We start from the raw sequence: 20,086 nt of genomic DNA, 5'->3' as shown, positions 1-20,086 counted from the left end.
GACATCATATATACTTGTCATATATTTCAAGCGAGTGACGGGGTACCGTGCGTTCCGGGCCGGAGGGATTCTATTGAGTGTCAACCTCAAGGAAGTCATGATGTCAGGGTATGATTTGATAAGTGATGAAGACATTGTCGAGGCGGTCCGTGAAGGTGACAGCGGGGCGCTTGAATATTTGATCAATAAGTACCGGAACTTTGTACGTGCCAAAGCTCGTTCTTATTTTCTAATTGGCGCGGATCGCGAGGATATTGTCCAGGAAGGCATGATCGGCCTTTATAAGGCAATTCGTGATTTTAAAGGGGACAAGCTATCTTCGTTCAAGGCTTTCGCTGAGCTGTGCATCACACGGCAGATCATTACGGCAATCAAGACTGCAACGAGACAGAAGCACATTCCACTGAATTCCTATGTTTCTCTGGATAAGCCGATTTATGATGAGGATTCAGACCGTACACTGCTGGATGTTATATGCGGTACGGCGGTATCCGATCCAGAAGAACTAGTGATTAACCAGGAAGAATTTGTTGGCTTGGAAGATAAAATGTCTGAAATACTGAGTGATCTGGAGCGGAAAGTGCTGATGCTTTATTTAGACGGCCGTTCCTATCAAGAGATCGCTGTAGATTTGAGACGTCATGTTAAATCTATTGATAATGCCCTCCAGCGGGTAAAGCGTAAGCTTGAACGCTATCTGGAGGTTCGGGATAATTAGAAGAATGAACGATGTGTGAAAGGCTCAATTTGAGCCTTTTTTTACTTCATTTCGAAATCCCGGTGTTTCAGTTGTTGGAAGTATGACCATAATGGTAAGTAAATGCAGCCCGCATTCAGAGAGAAAAAGGCTTGAAAAGGCGTCAACCATGTGATAAAGTGTTTTAGGTAGGCCTAAATTCGCGTGTTTTATGAATGGAACGTTGTTACAGCATTGGAACAACGGTTTTGTTCATCTCGCAGGAATTTCGATTGTCTGTTACAGGACAAACCGATCTTTCTACTAGGATTAATATCGGTTCTTCTGATGAAGAAGGACGTCTTCGGGAGGTGCAAATCATGCGGGTAATTATCACTTTGGCTTGTACAAGCTGCAAACAAAGAAACTACACAACCACAAAGAACAAGCGAAATCACCCCGACCGCATGGAGATGAAGAAATTTTGCAAGTTCTGTAACGAGCAAACTCCTCATCGCGAAACCAGATAGTTTTTTGGAGGTGTAGTCGGCGTGAAACGTAGTTTCAAGTCTCTGTTTTCCTTTTTCTCTGAAAGCTGGGCGGAACTTAAAAAAGTTCGCTGGCCCAATCGTAAAGAACTGACGAACTATTCACTCATTGTTATCGGCACCGTTGTGTTTGTCACAATTTATTTTTGGGTTTTAGACATCGGTATTTCCGCTGTGATCGAAGCGATAATTTAGAAGGGTCCCAGGTGGCTTGATATGGAAAAAAGATGGTATGTAGTTCATACCTATTCCGGGTATGAGAATAAAGTCAAAGCCAATTTGGAAAAACGTGTCGAGTCCATGGGCATGGAGGACAAAATATTCCGCGTTCTTGTTCCTATGGAAGAAGAAATCGTAAACAAGGACGGTAAGAAAAAGACCGTCATGCGTAAAGTTTACCCGGGATATGTCTTGGTCGAAATGATTCAAACCGATGATTCTTGGTATGTTGTCCGCAATACACCGGGGGTTACGGGCTTTGTCGGTTCGACAGGCTCCGGTTCTAAACCGACGCCTTTGCTTCCAGAAGAAGTTGAACAGATTCTGAAGCATATGGGCATGGAAGAACCGAAACCGAAGATTGAATTCGACATCAAGGAATCTGTTCGTATCAAGGTTGGTCCTTTTGCGAATTTCGTGGGCTCCGTGGAAGAGATTTTGGCTGAAAAGAGTAAGCTTAAGGTTCACGTCAACATGTTTGGACGGGAAACCCCGCTGGAGTTGGATTATACTCAAGTGGAGAAGTTATAAATACTTCAGGTTTCTTGTGGGAGGGCGTAAAGCGTCCGATACCACTATTGATGCAAGGAGGTGTCTTACATGGCGAAGAAAATTATCAAGATGGTAAAACTGCAAATTCCTGCAGGTAAAGCGAACCCGGCTCCTCCAGTAGGTCCAGCATTGGGTCAAGCAGGTGTCAACATCATGGCATTCTGTAAAGAATTCAACGCTCGTACTGCTGATCAAGCTGGCTTGATCATTCCGGTTGAAATTTCGGTGTTTGAGGATCGTTCCTTTACATTTATCACCAAAACTCCACCGGCTGCTGTTCTACTTCGTGTGGCTGCCAAGATCGAAAAAGGATCCGGCGAACCAAACAAGAAGAAAGTTGCAACGGTTAAACGTGATGCGGTTCGTCAAATCGCAGAACAAAAAATGCCTGACCTGAACGCTGCAACTGTTGAAGCTGCAATGTTGATGGTTGAAGGTACTGCCCGTAGTATGGGTATCACAATCGAAGACTAATACTCTTTCGATGCTACCGGAGTAGATCCGGAATATGTGGGAGGAAATTCCGCTAACACCACAAAGGAGGAAAACAATCATGGCTAAACACGGTAAGAAATACCTTGAAGCTGCTAAGCTGATTGACAGCGAAGCAACTTATGAGCCTTCGGAAGCCGTTGAACTGGTGAAGAAGGCAGCAACTGCCAAATTCGACGAAACTGTTGAAGTGGCTGTGCGTTTGGGTGTAGACCCTCGTAAACAAGACCAGGCTGTTCGTGGCGTTGTAGTCCTGCCTCACGGTACGGGTAAAACGCAACGCGTTCTGGTATTTGCAAAAGGTGAAAAAGCGAAGGAAGCCGAAGCGGCTGGCGCGGATTTTGTTGGCGATCAAGATATGATTAACAAAATTCAACAGGGCTGGTTCGAATTCGACGTCTGCGTAGCTACACCTGATATGATGAGTGAAGTCGGTAAATTGGGCCGTCTGCTCGGTGGTAAAGGCCTGATGCCTAACCCTAAAGCCGGCACGGTTACATTCGATGTTGCTAAGGCTGTTCAAGAAATTAAAGCCGGTAAAATCGAGTACCGTCTGGACAAAGCAGGTCAAATTCACGCTCCAATCGGCAAAGTATCCTTTGATGCGGATAAACTCAATGAAAACCTCAAGTCTCTTGTGGATGCATTGAACCGCGCGAAGCCAGCTGCTGCTAAAGGTGTATACCTGAAGAACATCGCTGTATCTTCGACTATGGGACCTAGCGCTCGCGTGAACACAGCTTCTTTTAAATAATATTTACCATTGACTTACTTGTCTTGGTTTGATATTATATAACAGTTGTGAGTCCTTGTGACTGACCATTAAAGTTGAATATGCTTACCGTAGACAGTAGGTGCCGTTAGCTGGCTTAATTTCCTGCCGAGGTGTTATGATAGAACGTCAGCAGTTTGTTCGGGAGACCGGCATAATGATGCTTCATCAGGCCTTCGTGATTCTACGGAGGCTTTTTTAGTGCCCGTAGGATGGTGGCCGTCATGGTCCCAGCTAACCATACAATCAGGAGGTGTAGACATTGGCAAACGCAAAAGTGATTCAAGCTAAACAAGACGCGGTTGACGTAGTAACTGCTAAGTTGCGCGAAAGTGTGACAACAGTTGTAGTTGACTATCGTGGATTGAACGTTACCCAAGTAACAGAACTGCGTAAGCAGCTTCGTGAAGCTGGTATCGAATTTCAAGTATTGAAAAACTCCCTGCTTCGCCGTGCGACAGCAGCTGCAGAGCTGAGTGAGCTGGATGAAGCGTTGACAGGTCCGACGGCTGTTGCTTTCGGTACTGAGGATGTTGTGGCTCCAGCGAGAATCTTGAACGATTTCGCTAAGAAAAACGACGCTTTGGAACTGAAAGGCGCGGTAGTAGAAGGACGTGTCATCGGAGTGGACGAAATCAAAGCGCTGGCGGAACTTCCGTCCCGCGAAGGTCTCTTGTCCATGCTCCTCAGCGTGCTTCAAGCCCCAATGCGCAACTTCGCGCTTGCGGTTAAAGCCGTGGCTGACAAAGAAGAACAAGGCGCGTAAGCACCTTATTCAACAAGCTGTATAAACAATTAAATCCTAAATATAAAATGGAGGTTCAACCCAAATGAGTAAAGAGCAAATCTTGGAAGCAATCAAAGGCATGTCCGTTCTGGAACTGAACGATCTCGTTAAAGCAATCGAAGAAGAATTCGGCGTAACTGCTGCAGCTCCAGTAGCTGTTGCAGGTGCAGGCGCTGGCGCAGCTGCTGAAGCTGAGCAATCTGAATTCGACGTAATCCTGACTGGTGCAGGCGCGTCCAAAATCAACGTTATCAAAGTTGTTCGCGAAATCACAGGCCTCGGCTTGAAAGAAGCAAAAGAACTCGTTGACAACGCACCAAAACCAATTAAAGAAAAAGTAAGCAAAGAAGATGCAGAAGCTGTTAAAGCTAAATTGGAAGAAGCAGGCGCATCCGTAGAAGTGAAGTAATTCCTTCTATACTGCAGCATGAGTCAAACCCCTTGAATATTAGTTCAAGGGGTTTGTTATTGTAATAGACTGTTTTTTTAAGAAAAAGGCTATACTAGAGTAAGAGAGTTTTTAAGGTTTGGTGCCGTATTCACGGCAAACGATTTTGTGATACGGAGGTTGGCATGCCGAATCAGCATTATTATACGAACCAGCCAGTAACCGAGCATAACAGGCGGGAACTGGAAACGGTACTGCGTGGCAGCAAATTCAAGTTTATTAGTGATGCGGGTGTTTTTTCTAAGAGCGGAGTGGACTATGGGAGTAAGGTGCTGATTGAAGCACTGGATATTCCAAGTGGGTCCCATGTGCTTGATGTCGGATGCGGCTATGGGCCAATCGGGCTTTCTGCAGCGAAGATTGCAAAGGAAGGCCATGTCACCATGATAGATATCAACAGCCGCGCCATAGAATTGGCCAAGGAAAATGCGAGGCTCAATGGAATTGGTAATGTCACTATAATGGAGAGTGATCTGTTCACAGCAGTAGAGGGCAAGGAATTTGATATCGTTCTAACTAACCCGCCTATACGAGCAGGCAAGGAAACGGTACACAAAATTTTCGAGCAAGCCTTTGAACATCTAAAGGATCAGGGGCAGTTGTGGGTGGTCATTCAAAAAAAACAAGGCTCCCCATCGGCCAAAGCCAAACTGGAAAGTCTGTTTTCTCAAGTGGAGGAAGTAACGAAGGACAAGGGCTACCGGATATTCAAAGCGGTAAAGACTACATCCTGAATTGGCAAATAGGCTATTGACTCGGATTTCTGGCTGTGGTATTATTATAAAATGTCAGTATTAGGATGGTCTCCTTGTCTTTAGTTTGCTGAAATGTCAAGACTTGATGTGGGTATCATTGCATAAAGTCAGTCATATTGACGTATAATATGTACATTTTGGGCAAATCTACTGGATATGAGAGGATTATCATAACCATGGATAAGCTGCTCTTTTTTCGAAAGATATTCGATAAGGGCTTTTCTCTATTTATGGGAGTTTCCTCTGTACGTTCCATTATAGTGTTACAAACAGAGGTTCGCAATGAATTTTTAAAAGTGAGTAGACATGAGGGGTGAGTTTAAGTTGGCAGGACATCTTGTTCAATATGGTCGACGCACTCGGCGAAGTTATGCACGTATTACTGAGGTACTCGAAGTTCCGAACCTGATTGAAATCCAACAAAAATCTTATGAATGGTTTTTGGAGGAAGGGTTGCGCGAAATGTTCCAAGACATCTCGCCGATTCAGGATTTTACAGGAAACTTGGTGCTGGAGTTTATCGACTACAGCCTTGGAGAACCGAAATACACCGTCGATGACGCGAAAGAACGCGACGTAACTTATGCGGCGCCGCTCCGTGTTAAAGTCCGGCTCATCAACAAAGAGACTGGAGAGGTCAAGGAGCAAGAAGTGTTCATGGGAGACTTTCCGTTAATGACGGAAACCGGAACATTTATCATTAATGGTGCCGAACGGGTCATTGTCAGCCAGTTGGTTCGCTCTCCCAGCGTCTATTTCAGCACTAAAGTTGATAAAAACGGTAAGAAAACATACACTGCGACCGTTATTCCGAATCGCGGCGCATGGCTGGAGCTGGAGACGGACGCTAAGGATATTGTATATGTACGGATCGACCGTACCCGCAAAATACCGGTAACCGTACTGCTTCGTGCGCTCGGTTTCGGTACAGACGCAGAGATTTTAGAACTGCTGGGTGATGACGAGTACATTCGTAATACCCTGGATAAAGACAACACGGATTCGACGGAAAAGGCGCTTATTGAGATTTACGAACGCCTTCGTCCAGGCGAGCCTCCGACGTTGGACAATGCAAAGAGCCTCTTGGTAGCGCGTTTCTTTGATCCGAAGCGCTATGATCTGGCGAACGTTGGTCGTTATAAGATCAACAAGAAGCTTCATATTAAGAACCGTCTCTTCAATCAGCGATTGGCTGAGAGTCTGATTGACGTGGAAACGGGTGAGATCATTGCTGAAGCTGGTCAAACCGTAGACCGCCGTCTTTTGGACGAGATTATGCCTCACCTAGAGAAGAGTGTCGGCTACAAAACATATCATGTTGCGGGCGGCGTTCAGGATAGTGAGGATATTACACTTCAGACGATCGATGTGTTCTCCCCGATCGAGGACGGTAAAGTCGTTAAGATTATCGCCAATGGTAACATCGATAAATCGGTGAAACATATTACGCAGGCGGACATTATTTCGTCCATCAGCTATTTTATGGATTTGCTGCACGGTATCGGCAACACGGATGACATTGACCACCTTGGTAACCGTCGTCTGCGTTCCGTGGGTGAACTTCTGCAGAACCAGTTCCGTATCGGTCTGTCCCGTATGGAGCGTGTTGTTCGTGAAAGAATGTCGATTCAGGATGCGAGTGTTATTACACCGCAGGCTCTGATCAACATTCGCCCAGTTATTGCATCGATTAAAGAGTTCTTCGGTAGTTCACAGTTGTCCCAGTTTATGGACCAGACGAACCCGCTTGCTGAACTGACGCATAAACGTCGTCTTTCCGCACTCGGACCTGGTGGTTTGACACGGGAACGTGCGGGCTTTGAAGTTCGAGACGTTCACCACAGTCACTATGGCCGTATGTGTCCGATCGAGACCCCGGAAGGACCGAACATCGGTTTGATCAACTCCCTGTCGACATTTGCCCGTATTAATGAATATGGCTTTATCGAGGCGCCTTATCGCTGGGTTGATCCGAAGACCGGTCAGGTAACCGAGCAGATCGATTATTTGACTGCTGATGAGGAAGATAACTACGTTGTAGCTCAGGCGAACGCGGAATTGACAGAGGACAGCAAGTTTGCAGACGACATGGTTATTGTTCGTTATAACAAACAGTCTGATAACATTTTGCCAATGCCTAACGATCGCGTAGATTACATGGATGTATCACCTAAACAGGTAGTATCCGTCGCTACGGCGCTGATTCCGTTCCTTGAGAACGATGACTCGAACCGTGCCCTCATGGGATCTAACATGCAACGTCAAGCTGTTCCGCTTCTTATTCCGAAAGCTCCGCTTGTCGGAACAGGAATGGAACATAAATCTGCGAAAGATTCCGGTGTATGTATTGTATCCAAATATGACGGAATTATTGAGCGCTCTACTGCTAATGAAATCTGGCTCCGCCGCGTTGAAACTGTGGACGGACAAGAAGTCAAAGGCGATATTATTAAGCATAAATTACACAAATTTATGCGTTCAAACCAAGGTACCTGTATTAACCAGCGTCCAATCGTCCAACGTGGCGATGTAATCAAGAAGGGGGATATCCTTGCGGATGGTCCTTCGACTGAGATGGGTGAATTGGCACTTGGACGCAACGTTGTCGTAGCTTTCATGACCTGGGAAGGTTACAACTACGAGGATGCGATTCTTCTTTCTGAGAAGCTCGTGAAAGAGGACGTGTACACTTCGATTCATATCGAGGAGTATGAGTCTGAAGCTCGTGATACGAAGCTCGGACCTGAAGAAATCACACGTGATATTCCGAATGTCGGTGAAGAAGCGCTGAAGAATCTTGACGAGCGCGGTATTATCCGTATCGGTGCTGAGATCAGCGCAGGTGACATCCTGGTCGGTAAAGTAACGCCTAAGGGTGTGACAGAACTGACAGCTGAAGAGCGTCTCCTCCATGCAATCTTTGGTGAGAAGGCTCGTGAAGTGCGTGACACCTCGCTGCGTGTTCCTCACGGTAGTGATGGTATCATCGTTGATGTGAAGGTGTTTACTCGTGAGAACGGTGACGAATTGCCGCCGGGCGTAAACCAACTGGTTCGCGTGTACATCGCTCAGAAACGTAAAATCTCCGAAGGTGACAAAATGGCCGGACGTCACGGTAACAAAGGTGTCGTTGCCCGTATTTTGCCTGAGGAAGACATGCCGTTCCTGCCTGATGGCACACCTGTACAGGTTGTTCTTAACCCGCTTGGTGTACCTTCACGTATGAACATCGGTCAGGTATTGGAAGTTCACTTGGGTATGGCTGCTTTGCAGCTCGGTATTCACGTGGCTACGCCAGTATTTGATGGAGCAAGCGAGTATGACGTGTTTGATACAATGGAAGAAGCAGGCATGCAGCGTAATGGTAAGACCGTTTTGTATGATGGCCGTACTGGCGAGCGCTTCGAGCGCGAAGTTACTGTTGGTGTCATGCACATGATCAAGCTGGCGCACATGGTTGATGATAAAATTCACGCCCGTTCTACGGGACCATACTCTCTCGTTACGCAACAGCCGCTCGGTGGTAAAGCACAGTTCGGTGGACAGCGTTTCGGTGAGATGGAAGTATGGGCGCTTGAAGCATATGGCGCCGCATATACACTGCAAGAAATTCTTACCGTTAAGTCCGATGACGTGGTCGGCCGGGTGAAAACCTACGAATCGATCGTCAAGGGTGAGAACGTTCCGGAACCAGGTGTTCCAGAATCGTTCAAGGTATTGATTAAGGAACTTCAGTCTCTCGGTATGGACGTCAAAATCCTTAGCGAGAACGAGGAAGAAATCGAGATGAGAGAACTCGATGATGAAGAAGATGCGGCAGGCGATAAACTGAGCCTTAACTTGGAAGGCACTGAAGTCGGAGTGGAATAACGGTCAGTCGTCACCCCGCCGGTTAACAGCCGGCGGTGGTGTTATGATCGGAGCACATAATTAGGACTAAGTTGAGGAGGGTTGCTCCTTGTTGGACGTTAACAATTTTGAGTATATGAAAATCGGTCTCGCTTCCCCGGAAAAGATTCGTTCTTGGTCTCGCGGAGAAGTAAAGAAGCCGGAAACAATTAACTACCGTACATTGAAGCCTGAGAAGGAAGGTCTTTTCTGCGAACGTATTTTTGGTCCGCAAAAAGACTGGGAGTGCCATTGCGGCAAGTACAAACGCGTCCGTTATAAAGGCGTAGTCTGCGACCGTTGCGGCGTTGAAGTTACCCGCGCTAAAGTCCGTCGTGAACGTATGGGCCACATTGAACTGGCTGCTCCTGTATCCCACATCTGGTATTTCAAAGGTATTCCAAGCCGTATGGGTCTGGCTTTGGATATGTCTCCAAGATCTCTGGAAGAGATCATCTATTTTGCATCTTATGTCGTGACGGATCCAGGAGATACGCCGCTTGAGAAGAAACAGCTGTTATCCGAGAAGGAATACCGTAGCTATCGTGAGAAATACGGTTACGGATTCCAAGCTGGCATGGGTGCAGAAGCTGTAAAGAAACTTCTTCAAGATCTGGATGTAGAGAAAGAACTCGAATTCCTGAAAGAAGAACTGCGTACTGCACAGGGTCAACGTCGTAACCGTGCGATCAAGCGTCTTGAAGTTATTGAGGCGTTCCGAAACTCCGGCAACAAACCGGGGTGGATGGTGTTGGACGTATTGCCGGTCATTCCTCCAGAACTGCGCCCGATGGTTCAGTTGGACGGCGGACGCTTTGCAACTTCCGACTTGAATGATCTGTACCGTCGTGTAATCAACCGGAATAACCGTCTGAAAAGACTGCTTGATCTTGGTGCACCTGATATTATCGTTCAGAACGAAAAACGGATGCTTCAAGAAGCCGTTGACGCACTGATTGATAACGGTCGTCGTGGTCGTCCAGTTACAGGACCGGGTAACCGTCCTCTGAAATCCCTCAGCCACATGCTGAAAGGTAAACAAGGACGTTTCCGTCAGAACTTGCTCGGTAAACGTGTTGACTATTCCGGTCGTTCCGTTATCGTTGTAGGACCTTATCTGAAGATGTACCAGTGCGGATTGCCTAAGAAAATGGCGCTGGAACTGTTTAAGCCTTTTGTTATGAAAGAGTTGGTCAATAAAGGCCTGGCTCATAATATTAAGAGTGCGAAACGTAAAGTGGAACGCGTAAGTCCAGAAGTTTGGGATGTGCTCGAAGAAGTAATCAAAGAACATCCAGTACTTCTGAACCGTGCCCCTACCCTTCACAGACTCGGTATTCAGGCGTTTGAACCGATTCTGGTAGAAGGTCACGCGATCCGTCTTCACCCGCTCGTATGTACAGCTTACAACGCTGACTTTGACGGTGACCAAATGGCTGTTCACGTTCCGTTGTCTGCGGAAGCACAAGCGGAAGCACGTCTCCTGATGCTTGCATCCGGAAACATTTTGAACCCTAAAGACGGTAAGCCTGTCGTTACACCTTCACAGGATATGGTCCTTGGTTCCTTCTATCTGACTATGGACAACAAGGAAGAAAAAGGAACAGGCATGATCCTGGGCAGTGTGAACGAGGCTGTGTCCGCATATCAGCGTGGAGCAGCAGGATTGCACGCACGTGTAGCTATTCCGGTTAAAGCTCTGGGTAAAACCGTCTTTACGGAAGCTCAGCAAAAAGCGATGCTTGTTACCACGGTTGGACGGATTATCTTTAATGAAATCTTCCCGGCCAGCTTCCCTTACATTAACGAAGCAACTCGTGTGAACCTGTTCCAAGGTACACCTGAGAAATACTTTGTTTATGAAAAAGGTGCGAATATCCAGGAAGTTATTCAAAGTCTTCCGATCAGCGGTGCTGTCGGAAAAGAATACCTGGGTCAAATCATTGCACGCTGCTTTGAGACTTATCACACAACTGAGACTTCTATTATTCTCGATAAAATCAAGCAGCTTGGATTCACATACTCCACACGTTCTGGTGTTACCGTTGCGGTGTCCGACGTTATCGTTCCGCCTGAGAAGACCGAAATTCTCAAAGAGTCCGATGGTAAGGTTAGTGTCGTAATGAACCAGTATCGCCGTGGATTGATTACGAACGAAGAGCGCTATGACCGTGTTATCGATATTTGGTCCAAAGCGAAGGACGATCTTACTGAGGTGCTCATGAAATCGATGGATCGCTTCAACTCCATCATGCTCATGGTTGATTCTAAAGCACGGGGTAACAAATCTCAGATTACTCAGCTCGGCGGTATGCGTGGTCTGATGGCCAACCCGTCCGGACGGATTATCGAGATGCCAATCAAATCGAACTTCCGTGAAGGTCTGACCGTACTCGAGTACTTCCTGTCAACTCACGGTGCCCGTAAAGGTCTTGCCGATACGGCTCTTCGTACCGCTGACTCCGGTTACTTGACCCGTCGTCTCGTTGACGTGGCACAGGATGTCATCGTACGTGAAGATGAGTGTAGTACGGATAAAGGCTTCACAGTTAGCCGGATTCAAGACGGTAAGGAAGTTATCGAGGATCTCTACGACCGTATTGAAGGACGCTATGCTTTTGAGACTGTCCGTCATCCGGAAACCAAAGAGGTTATCGTCAACCGTAATGAATTGATCGACTCTGACAAAGCTGACGAAATCGTTAAAGCTGGTGTCGAGAAACTACAAATCCGTTCCATTCTCAGCTGCCGTGCGCGTTATGGTGTCTGCAAGAAATGTTACGGACGTAACCTGGCGACAGGTAAGTTTGTCGAAATTGGTGAAGCGGTTGGTATTATCGCTGCTCAATCGATCGGTGAACCAGGAACACAGCTCACTATGCGTACGTTCCATACCGGGGGCGTTGCGGGTGATGACATCACCCAAGGTTTGCCGCGTATCCAAGAGCTCTTTGAGGCCCGTAATCCTAAAGGTCAAGCAACGATCAGTGAGATTGACGGTGTCGTTAAAGAGATCCGTGAAACGAAAGACCGCCGTGAAATTGAAATCCAAGGTGAAGCGGAAACGAAAACATATTCCGTTACGTATGGCTCCCGTCTGCGCGTAAGCGAAGGCAAGCACATCGAAGCCGGGGATGAATTGACGGATGGTTCGATCGACCCTAAAGAAATGCTCCGCATCAAGGGTATCCGCGGCGTGCAGAACTATATTCTTCAGGAAGTTCAGCGCGTATACCGGAACCAGGGTGTAGAAATCAACGATAAACACGTCGAAGTTATGATTCGTCAGATGCTGCGTAAGATCCGCATAGTTGATGCAGGAGATACCAATCTGCTGCCAGGCTCCTTCGTGGACATTCACGAGTATGAATCTGCCAACAAAGAAGCAATTCTGTCAGGCAAAGAGCCAGCAGTGGCTAAACCGGTTCTGCTCGGTATTACGAAAGCTTCCCTTGAGACGGATTCATTCCTTTCCGCAGCCTCCTTCCAGGAGACAACGCGCGTGTTGACTGATGCAGCTATTAAAGGTAAAGTCGATCAGCTGCTCGGACTGAAAGAGAATGTTATCATCGGTAAACTGATCCCTGCTGGTACGGGTATGAACCGTTACCGCAGCGTTAAGTTTGAGGGTCAGGAAGATGTGAACGGTGAGAATCAGGAACTGGAGACCGCTAACGTAGAATAAAGAAGAATGATAGGGAGGCGGGGAGTTTGCCTGGATTAACAACTGGGCAAATTTCTCTCCCTGAATTTCTTTTTTACCTTGATATTATGCTTGACATCATTTAATGCAGATGCTAATATAGCAAAGGTGCGTGAGTAGTAGCTTTATCCCTGTTCTTTTGGAGGAATTTCCAATGTCTAATGATAAAGGATTACAGGATGCTCATGTTAAGATTGGCACCAAACAAACAATGAGGGCCGTTGAAACCGGTCAGGCTGCAGAAGTTTATGTGGCTGAAGATTGCGACCAGCGTTTGACTTCCAAAATCGTGACCCTGTGCGTTAAGCACGGTGTAGATATTACGTATGTGCCTACAATGAGAGCACTCGGAGAGGCCTGCGGCATCGAAGTCGGTGCAGCAATGGTAGCAGTCTTAAAACAGTGAGTACGATCTGTTTTTGTTGGAGAAGGGTTCTTCTCTCGGCAAAAACTTTTCATTTGTTCTTTTATGAACCGCCTGGGTCTGTGGACTTAAAAAGGTTTGTAATAGGATGAGAAATATAGGAAGGGGGTGGCAGCATGCCAACAATCAACCAACTGGTCCGTAAGGGCCGTCAAGCTAAAGTTTACAAATCGAAGTCACCGGCACTGCAAAAAGGATTCAACGCTTTGAAACGTGAGGATACCAATTTGAGTGCTCCGCAAAAACGCGGTGTGTGTACTCGTGTGGGTACTATGACTCCACGTAAACCGAACTCTGCACTTCGTAAATATGCTCGTGTTCGTTTAACGAACCGCATCGAGGTGACTGCTTACATTCCAGGTATCGGACATAACTTGCAAGAGCACAGTGTTGTTCTGATCCGTGGCGGTAAAGTAAAAGACCTTGCAGGGGTACGTTATCACATCGTTCGTGGTGCACTTGATACCGCTGGTGTTAACAACCGTATGCAAGCTCGTTCCAAATATGGCGCGAAACGTCCTAAAGCAAAGAGCTAAATTAAGTTACATGTTGAAATGACATGATTGAAGAAAGGGGGATATCCATGCCACGCAAAGGTCCAGTTACTAAAAGAGACGTGCTGCCGGATCCGGTGTATAACAGCAAGCTCGTTACTCGTCTGATCAACCGCATCATGCTGGATGGTAAGAGAGGTGTTGCTCAAAGCATTCTCTACAATTCATTCAAACTAATCCAAGAACGTACGGGTAATGACCCAATGGAAGTGTTTGAAGCAGCCATCAAGAACATCATGCCGGTTCTGGAAGTTAAAGCTCGCCGTGTCGGCGGTGCGAACTACCAGGTACCTATCGAAGTTAAACCAGAAAGACGTACATCCCTAGGATTACGTTGGCTCGTAAACTACTCCCGCAACCGCGGCGAGAAGACTATGGAAGAGCGTTTGGCGGCTGAGATTATCGATGCTTCCAACAACACTGGTGCTTCTGTTAAGAAACGTGAAGACACGCACAAAATGGCTGAAGCGAACAAAGCGTTTGCTCACTACCGTTGGTAGGATAAAGTCATTAACAAACTTTAATTTTGAAGGGAGACTATTCGCATGGCAAGAGAGTTCTCCTTGAAAAATACACGGAACATCGGGATCATGGCGCATATTGACGCTGGTAAAACTACTACGACGGAACGTATCTTGTTCTACACAGGCCGTACTCATAAAATTGGTGAAACCCACGAGGGTTCCGCTACTATGGACTGGATGGAGCAAGAACAGGAGCGCGGAATCACGATCACTTCCGCTGCGACTACCGCTTCTTGGAAGGGTCACCGCGTTAATATTATCGACACCCCGGGGCACGTTGACTTCACAGTAGAAGTTGAACGTTCCCTTCGTGTATTGGATGGGGCAGTAGGTGTATTCAGTGCGAAAGAGGGCGTAGAACCTCAGTCGGAAACCGTATGGAGACAAGCAGACCGTTACGGTGTACCGCGGATCGCATATGTAAACAAAATGGACATTATCGGCGCCGATTACCTCAATGTTGTTAAAGACATGAAGGAGCGTCTTCAAGCCAATGCGGTAGCTATTCAGCTTCCGATCGGTGCAGAGGCTGACTTTCTCGGCATCATCGATATTATCACGGAAAAGGCTTATATGTATAAGGATGACCTTGGACAAAATATCGAAGAAACCGAAATTCCAGCGGAATACAAGGATCAAGTTGAAGAACTGCGCAGTGAACTGATTGAGAAGGTTGCAGAACTTGACGAAGATTTGACTATGAAATACCTTGAAGGTGAAGAAATCTCTGTTGATGAGATCAAAGCAGCTCTTCGTAAAGGTGTTATAGAAGTTAAGATCTTCCCAGTAATCTGTGGTTCTTCTTATCGTAACAAAGGGGTTCAGCTTATGCTGGACGCTGTTATCGATTTCTTGCCGGCTCCAACCGATGTAGCAAGCATCCAAGGTCACTTGGAAGATGGTACAGAAGTAGAACGCCACTCCTCAGACGAGGAACCGTTCGCTGCATTGGCATTTAAAATTATGACAGACCCTTACGTTGGTAAGCTGACGTTCTTCCGTGTGTACTCCGGTGTTTTGCAATCCGGCTCTTACGTACTGAATGCAACGAAAAACAAACGCGAACGTATCGGACGTATCCTGCAAATGCACGCGAACAGCCGTCAAGAAATCACTGTAGTTTACGCTGGTGATATCGCAGCAGCTGTAGGTTTGAAAGATACGGGTACAGGTGATACACTGTGTGATGAGAAGAATCCAGTTATTCTCGAGTCCATGAACTTCCCTGATCCGGTTATCGAAATCGCAGTTGAACCAAAAACAAAAGCCGACCAAGATAAATTGGGCGTTGCTCTCGGTAAGTTGACTGAAGAGGATCCAACTCTTCGTGCTCATACGGACGAGGAAACTGGCCAAACGATCCTGGCAGGTATGGGTGAGCTTCACTTGGACGTTATCATCGACCGCATGCGTCGTGAGTTCAAGGTAGAAACCAACGTGGGTAAACCACAGGTAGCTTACCGTGAAACCTTCCGTGCACCAGCACGTGTTGAAGGTAAATTCGTTCGTCAGTCCGGTGGTCGTGGTCAATACGGTCACGTATGGGTTGAGTTCGAACCTCTGGAAGCAGGTAGCGGTAACCAATTCGAGAGCAAGGTTGTCGGTGGTTCCGTACCTAGAGAATACATTGGACCTGCACAACAAGGTATTGAAGAGCAAATGAAGAACGGCGTAATTGCCGGCTTTCCGCTTGTTGACGTTAAAGCAACAATCGTTGACGGTTCATACCATGATGTCGATTCCAACGAAATGGCGTTTAAAATCGCCGGTTCGATGGCTCTGAAAGCAGCTAAGGAAAAGTGTAAGCCTGTCCTGCTTGAGCCAATCATGAAAGTAGAAGTTACTGTGCCTGAGGAATACATGGGCGACGTAATGGGTATGCTGAACTCCCGCCGTGGACGGATCGAAGGTATGGATTCCCGTGGTGGTACTCAAATTATCCGTGCGAAAGTACCTCTTTCCGAAATGTTCGGTTACTCTACTACACTTCGCTCCGGTACACAAGGACGCGGTGTGTTCTCCATGGAACTCTCCCACTATGAAGAAGTTCCTAAGAATATCTCCGAAGAAATCGTGTCCAAAATTAAAGGCGGAGAGTAATAAAGTTTTTCCTGCTGGACGAAGGGCGGGATGAGAGTCCCGTTAACCTTTATCCGGCCTAAACATATATATCCCCTTAAGGAGGAATTGTTCAAATGGCAAAGGCTAAATACGAACGTACGAAACCCCATGTTAACATCGGTACTATCGGTCACGTTGACCATGGTAAAACAACTTTGACTGCTGCAATTACAAGTGTATTGTCCACAACTTACGGTGGTGCAGCAATGTCCTTCGATCAAATCGACAAAGCTCCAGAAGAGCGCGAACGCGGTATCACAATCTCTACTTCCCACGTAGAGTATGAAACTGAAAGCCGTCACTATGCACACGTTGACTGCCCAGGTCACGCTGACTATGTTAAAAACATGATCACTGGTGCAGCTCAAATGGACGGCGCTATCTTGGTTGTATCCGCAGCTGACGGTCCTATGCCGCAAACTCGCGAACACATCCTGTTGTCCCGTCAAGTAGGCGTTCCTTACATCGTTGTATTCTTGAACAAATGCGACATGGTTGAAGACGAAGAGCTTCTGGAATTGGTTGAAATGGAAGTTCGTGACCTTCTGAGCGAGTATGACTTCCCAGGCGATGACACTCCGATCACTCGTGGTTCCGCTCGTGAAGCTCTGCAAAACCCAACTGGCGAATGGGCTCAAAAAATCGTTGAAATGTTCAAAACTATCGACGAGTACATCCCATTGCCAGAGCGCGACACTGACAAGCCTTTCTTGATGCCTGTTGAGGACGTATTCTCCATCACTGGTCGTGGTACCGTTGCTACAGGTCGTGTAGAGCGTGGTACGATCAAAGTTGGTGAAGAAATCGAAATCGTTGGTATCGCTGAAGAAACTAAGAAATCCGTTGTTACGGGCGTTGAAATGTTCCGTAAATTGCTGGATTCCGCTCAAGCTGGTGACAACATCGGAGCATTGCTTCGTGGTGTAGACCGTACTCAAATCGAGCGTGGACAAGTATTGGCTAAGCCAGGTTCTGTTAAGCCTCATACAGAATTTACTGCTCAAATTTACGTACTCAGCAAAGAAGAGGGTGGACGTCACAAGCCTTTCTTCACTGGATACCGTCCACAGTTCTACTTCCGTACTACAGATGTAACTGGTGTAATCAGCCTTCCAGAAGGTTCTGAAATGGTTATGCCTGGTGACAACATTACGGTTACTGTTAGTCTGATCTCTCCAATCGCGATTGAAGATGGTACTAAATTCTCCATTCGTGAAGGCGGCCGTACCGTTGGTGCAGGTTCCGTTGCTTCCATCCTTAAGTAATTAAGGCTTTAAGCCTCAAATATAGCAACAATGTACTGTAACGAGCAACAGTGTGATGTAACAATAAATAGAGCCTGATCCTAATGGATCGGGCTCTATTTTTTTAGTGAGAAGAAAATATAACTTCGGAGTAAACAGCACCCTTGTCTCCCAAGATAAATTACTGTTAAAGATGTGGTCTGTTTTCTTTGAGGTACGATAATAGACGGTTTTCATATTATCCACAATTCGTACACAGATTATGTAGGCTAGTATAGGATTATCGCTTTACTTTCTTGTGTACAGTTAATACAATCGTTGTGGAATGTTTGTGTAATATGGAACGGCGAAGTGTTGCCGCTTGAGGAGAGACAAATAATTATATGAAAAGCCCGTTTTCGTTCTTGAAGAAATCAGGTGAAGTAACAGTTAAAACATTAGACTCGGCTTCAACTGTTGAACCTATGAATGATTCAGATATTGAGGATAGATTTATATATCTTGAAAATGTAGGAGAGTTAAATGATCAAATGAGAATGATCGGACTGACAGAAGCAGACTTGGCCCTGCTTCGAAAAATCCGTCCAGTAATGGAACAACATATGGACGCCATTACAGATGCCTTCTATCAATCCGTACTAGATATTGATAAGCTTAGAGAAATAATCGTACAGCATAGTACGATTGATCGTTTGGAACGTACACTTCGTGACCATTTGCTCGAAATTTTTAAAGGTGAAGTGGACGAAGCATATATATCAAAAAGACTTCGGATCGCACAGATACATAAATCGGTGGGATTGGAGCCCAAGTGGTACTTGTCGGCATTTCAGAATCTCCAGAATGAGTTAATAAGAGTTATTTACCATGAAACCGAGCATGAAGAAGAGCGTTTGAATGTAGTGCAGACGGTAACAAAGCTGCTTAGCTTGGAGCAACAGCTCGTATTGGATGCGTATGAAAAGGAAAATATGAAAGAAAAGCAGCAACAATCTGAATTGGTTAAAAATAGACTGAAACGTAATATCGCTATGTTTGTTGAGGAACTCGCCGATCTGAATCAGGATGTTAACGAAGCTGTAGAAAAGCTTATAACGAGCGGCGGAGAGGTTAGTGATACGTTCCAACGGACAACCGAAACGGCTCTAGGATCAATCAGCTTTGCCAAGGCTGGCGAAGAAAGGATATCGGGATTGGCAGTACGGATCAATCAGATCGATGAAAGCACTCAAGAAATGCAATTGGCAGTTCAAGAACTAAATGATTCTTCAAGACAAATCAGCATGATTGTTGACAGTGTACAGGAAATTGCATCACAGATTAAGCTTCTATCATTGAATGCAACGATAGAAGCAGCGCGTGCCGGTGAACACGGAAGAGGCTTTGCCGTTGTTGCTACCGAAGTTAGCAGATTATCGGAGGATACACGAAGCACTGTCATTCATATAGCTGATTTCGTTAATCGTTCAAGAGAACTCACCTATAGGGTTGTAAAGTCCATTAAGCATGTACAATCTCTTACACATCAAGGTCGGGAGCAATCAGCGGAGACTAGCTCATTGTTTTCAGATATACTTAAATCTGTACAAGCTAGCTCAGATGAGATGATCGCAGCGGAAAAAGAAATGCGAATTCTCACGATGACGATAGGTGGCATTGGCCAAGCTACAGCAGAGGCAGCAAGCTCGGCCGACAAATTCAAGTCTGAAACAGAAAAAATGTAATAGGTTTGTCCGTAGAGCATATTCACCGGGAGTATGCTCTTTAAATTTGTTATTATTATATGAAGAGAAAATAATGAAGAGATACGATAAATGGCTCAATGGTAAGGAAAATGGGCGATGCCTACTAAATATAGGAGCAATATTAATGAGAAAATATGTTTTATAATTAAATGCTTGCATTGCGCCTATCTTTTCTATATAATAATGAATGTTGTTCTGCGACGTTGCGATGATGTGAGAGGTTACTGACACACCCGGCCCCTTTGCCATGAGGCAGGTGTCCAGAAAATTTTCACGGAGTATGTCCGATACCAAATTGGGCGATAGAAGGAGGGAATGAAATGGCAAAGCAAAAAATTCGTATTCGCTTGAAAGCATACGACCACAGAATTCTTGATCAATCCGCTGAGAAAATTGTTGAAACAGCAAAACGTTCGGGTGCTGGTGTATCTGGTCCGATCCCGCTGCCAACTGAAAAGCAAATCATTACAGTTCTCCGTGCGGTGCACAAGTATAAGGATTCTCGGGAACAGTTCGAAATGCGTACACACAAACGCTTGATCGACATCGTGAACCCGACTCCACAAACTGTGGATGCCTTGATGCGCTTGGACCTGCCGTCCGGTGTAGATATCGAAATTAAATTGTAAGACTA

General features: G+C 46.1%; 18 protein-coding genes and 1 other annotated feature. All 18 genes read left to right on the top strand.

Annotated elements, in window-relative coordinates; translation table 11 throughout:
- Nucleotides 1-73 precede the first annotated feature (73 nt).
- The 18 genes from sigH (at nucleotide 74) to rpsJ (ending at nucleotide 20,081) form a co-directional block, all read left to right on the top strand.
- The gene (sigH, locus tag MNQ98_RS26780; protein WP_208917590.1) at nucleotides 74-718 is read left to right on the top strand and encodes an RNA polymerase sporulation sigma factor SigH; all 645 of its coding nucleotides are present in this window, start codon (nucleotides 74-76) and stop codon (nucleotides 716-718) included.
- A gap of 338 nt (nucleotides 719-1,056) precedes the next feature.
- Nucleotides 1,057-1,206 carry a 50S ribosomal protein L33 gene (gene rpmG / locus MNQ98_RS26775; RefSeq protein ID WP_006212941.1) on the top strand — a complete coding sequence of 50 codons (150 nt, stop codon included), beginning with the start codon at nucleotides 1,057-1,059 and terminating at the stop codon, nucleotides 1,204-1,206.
- Between the two features lie 21 nt (nucleotides 1,207-1,227).
- Complete coding sequence (gene secE, locus MNQ98_RS26770) at nucleotides 1,228-1,419, top strand: preprotein translocase subunit SecE (protein WP_208917591.1); 192 nt, start codon at nucleotides 1,228-1,230, stop codon at nucleotides 1,417-1,419.
- 21 nt (nucleotides 1,420-1,440) lie between these two features.
- Nucleotides 1,441-1,974: a transcription termination/antitermination protein NusG gene (nusG, locus tag MNQ98_RS26765; RefSeq protein WP_208917592.1), complete on the top strand. Its 534-nt coding sequence runs from the start codon at nucleotides 1,441-1,443 to the stop codon at nucleotides 1,972-1,974.
- Between the two features lie 69 nt (nucleotides 1,975-2,043).
- Nucleotides 2,044-2,469, top strand: a complete 426-nt coding sequence (rplK, locus tag MNQ98_RS26760; RefSeq protein WP_208917593.1) for a 50S ribosomal protein L11 — start codon at nucleotides 2,044-2,046, stop codon at nucleotides 2,467-2,469.
- 79 nt (nucleotides 2,470-2,548) lie between these two features.
- On the top strand, nucleotides 2,549-3,241 hold the full coding sequence (gene rplA / locus MNQ98_RS26755) for a 50S ribosomal protein L1 (protein WP_241930893.1): 693 nt from the start codon (nucleotides 2,549-2,551) through the stop codon (nucleotides 3,239-3,241).
- Nucleotides 3,242-3,310: 69 nt separating this feature from the next.
- Nucleotides 3,311-3,468 (top strand) — a sequence feature (ribosomal protein L10 leader region).
- Between the two features lie 53 nt (nucleotides 3,469-3,521).
- Nucleotides 3,522-4,025 carry a 50S ribosomal protein L10 gene (rplJ, locus tag MNQ98_RS26750; protein ID WP_241930892.1) on the top strand — a complete coding sequence of 168 codons (504 nt, stop codon included), beginning with the start codon at nucleotides 3,522-3,524 and terminating at the stop codon, nucleotides 4,023-4,025.
- Nucleotides 4,026-4,089: 64 nt separating this feature from the next.
- Nucleotides 4,090-4,455: a 50S ribosomal protein L7/L12 gene (gene rplL / locus MNQ98_RS26745; RefSeq protein WP_241930891.1), complete on the top strand. Its 366-nt coding sequence runs from the start codon at nucleotides 4,090-4,092 to the stop codon at nucleotides 4,453-4,455.
- Nucleotides 4,456-4,619: 164 nt separating this feature from the next.
- Nucleotides 4,620-5,228 (top strand): class I SAM-dependent methyltransferase, encoded by a 609-nt coding sequence (locus MNQ98_RS26740; protein ID WP_241930890.1) that lies wholly within the window; start codon nucleotides 4,620-4,622, stop codon nucleotides 5,226-5,228.
- 345 nt (nucleotides 5,229-5,573) lie between these two features.
- Nucleotides 5,574-9,119 carry a DNA-directed RNA polymerase subunit beta gene (rpoB, locus tag MNQ98_RS26735; RefSeq protein ID WP_241930889.1) on the top strand — a complete coding sequence of 1,182 codons (3,546 nt, stop codon included), beginning with the start codon at nucleotides 5,574-5,576 and terminating at the stop codon, nucleotides 9,117-9,119.
- An 88-nt stretch (nucleotides 9,120-9,207) separates the two neighbouring features.
- The gene (gene rpoC / locus MNQ98_RS26730; protein ID WP_241930888.1) at nucleotides 9,208-12,822 is read left to right on the top strand and encodes a DNA-directed RNA polymerase subunit beta'; all 3,615 of its coding nucleotides are present in this window, start codon (nucleotides 9,208-9,210) and stop codon (nucleotides 12,820-12,822) included.
- A gap of 172 nt (nucleotides 12,823-12,994) precedes the next feature.
- A complete protein-coding gene (locus MNQ98_RS26725) occupies nucleotides 12,995-13,246 on the top strand; it encodes a ribosomal L7Ae/L30e/S12e/Gadd45 family protein (protein WP_241930887.1) in 252 nt (83 codons plus the stop codon).
- 134 nt (nucleotides 13,247-13,380) lie between these two features.
- The gene (gene rpsL / locus MNQ98_RS26720) at nucleotides 13,381-13,800 is read left to right on the top strand and encodes a 30S ribosomal protein S12 (RefSeq protein ID WP_054956068.1); all 420 of its coding nucleotides are present in this window, start codon (nucleotides 13,381-13,383) and stop codon (nucleotides 13,798-13,800) included.
- Between the two features lie 47 nt (nucleotides 13,801-13,847).
- Complete coding sequence (gene rpsG, locus MNQ98_RS26715) at nucleotides 13,848-14,318, top strand: 30S ribosomal protein S7 (RefSeq protein ID WP_208917600.1); 471 nt, start codon at nucleotides 13,848-13,850, stop codon at nucleotides 14,316-14,318.
- 45 nt (nucleotides 14,319-14,363) lie between these two features.
- Nucleotides 14,364-16,442 (top strand): elongation factor G, encoded by a 2,079-nt coding sequence (gene fusA, locus MNQ98_RS26710; RefSeq protein WP_241930886.1) that lies wholly within the window; start codon nucleotides 14,364-14,366, stop codon nucleotides 16,440-16,442.
- 95 nt (nucleotides 16,443-16,537) lie between these two features.
- Nucleotides 16,538-17,728, top strand: coding sequence for an elongation factor Tu (tuf, locus tag MNQ98_RS26705; protein WP_208917602.1), 1,191 nt, complete (start codon nucleotides 16,538-16,540; stop codon nucleotides 17,726-17,728).
- Nucleotides 17,729-18,090: 362 nt separating this feature from the next.
- Nucleotides 18,091-19,431, top strand: a complete 1,341-nt coding sequence (locus tag MNQ98_RS26700) for a globin-coupled sensor protein (RefSeq protein ID WP_241930885.1) — start codon at nucleotides 18,091-18,093, stop codon at nucleotides 19,429-19,431.
- A gap of 341 nt (nucleotides 19,432-19,772) precedes the next feature.
- Nucleotides 19,773-20,081: a 30S ribosomal protein S10 gene (rpsJ, locus tag MNQ98_RS26695; RefSeq protein WP_006037947.1), complete on the top strand. Its 309-nt coding sequence runs from the start codon at nucleotides 19,773-19,775 to the stop codon at nucleotides 20,079-20,081.
- The last annotated feature ends 5 nt before the right edge of the window (nucleotides 20,082-20,086 follow it).

Source organism: Paenibacillus sp. N3/727 (assembly GCF_022637315.1).
GTDB lineage: Bacteria > Bacillota > Bacilli > Paenibacillales > Paenibacillaceae > Paenibacillus_AQ > Paenibacillus_AQ uliginis.
This window is presented reverse-complemented; position numbering and strand designations above follow the sequence as displayed.

Coding starts and splice junctions, on each gene's coding strand:
- rpmG (WP_006212941.1), top strand. CDS start 1,057: ATGCGGGTAATTATCACTTTGGCTTGTACAAGCTGCAAACAAAGAAAC.
- nusG (WP_208917592.1), top strand. CDS start 1,441: ATGGAAAAAAGATGGTATGTAGTTCATACCTATTCCGGGTATGAGAAT.
- rplK (WP_208917593.1), top strand. CDS start 2,044: ATGGCGAAGAAAATTATCAAGATGGTAAAACTGCAAATTCCTGCAGGT.
- rplA (WP_241930893.1), top strand. CDS start 2,549: ATGGCTAAACACGGTAAGAAATACCTTGAAGCTGCTAAGCTGATTGAC.
- rplL (WP_241930891.1), top strand. CDS start 4,090: ATGAGTAAAGAGCAAATCTTGGAAGCAATCAAAGGCATGTCCGTTCTG.
- MNQ98_RS26740 (WP_241930890.1), top strand. CDS start 4,620: ATGCCGAATCAGCATTATTATACGAACCAGCCAGTAACCGAGCATAAC.
- MNQ98_RS26725 (WP_241930887.1), top strand. CDS start 12,995: ATGTCTAATGATAAAGGATTACAGGATGCTCATGTTAAGATTGGCACC.
- rpsL (WP_054956068.1), top strand. CDS start 13,381: ATGCCAACAATCAACCAACTGGTCCGTAAGGGCCGTCAAGCTAAAGTT.
- rpsG (WP_208917600.1), top strand. CDS start 13,848: ATGCCACGCAAAGGTCCAGTTACTAAAAGAGACGTGCTGCCGGATCCG.
- fusA (WP_241930886.1), top strand. CDS start 14,364: ATGGCAAGAGAGTTCTCCTTGAAAAATACACGGAACATCGGGATCATG.
- tuf (WP_208917602.1), top strand. CDS start 16,538: ATGGCAAAGGCTAAATACGAACGTACGAAACCCCATGTTAACATCGGT.
- MNQ98_RS26700 (WP_241930885.1), top strand. CDS start 18,091: ATGAAAAGCCCGTTTTCGTTCTTGAAGAAATCAGGTGAAGTAACAGTT.
- rpsJ (WP_006037947.1), top strand. CDS start 19,773: ATGGCAAAGCAAAAAATTCGTATTCGCTTGAAAGCATACGACCACAGA.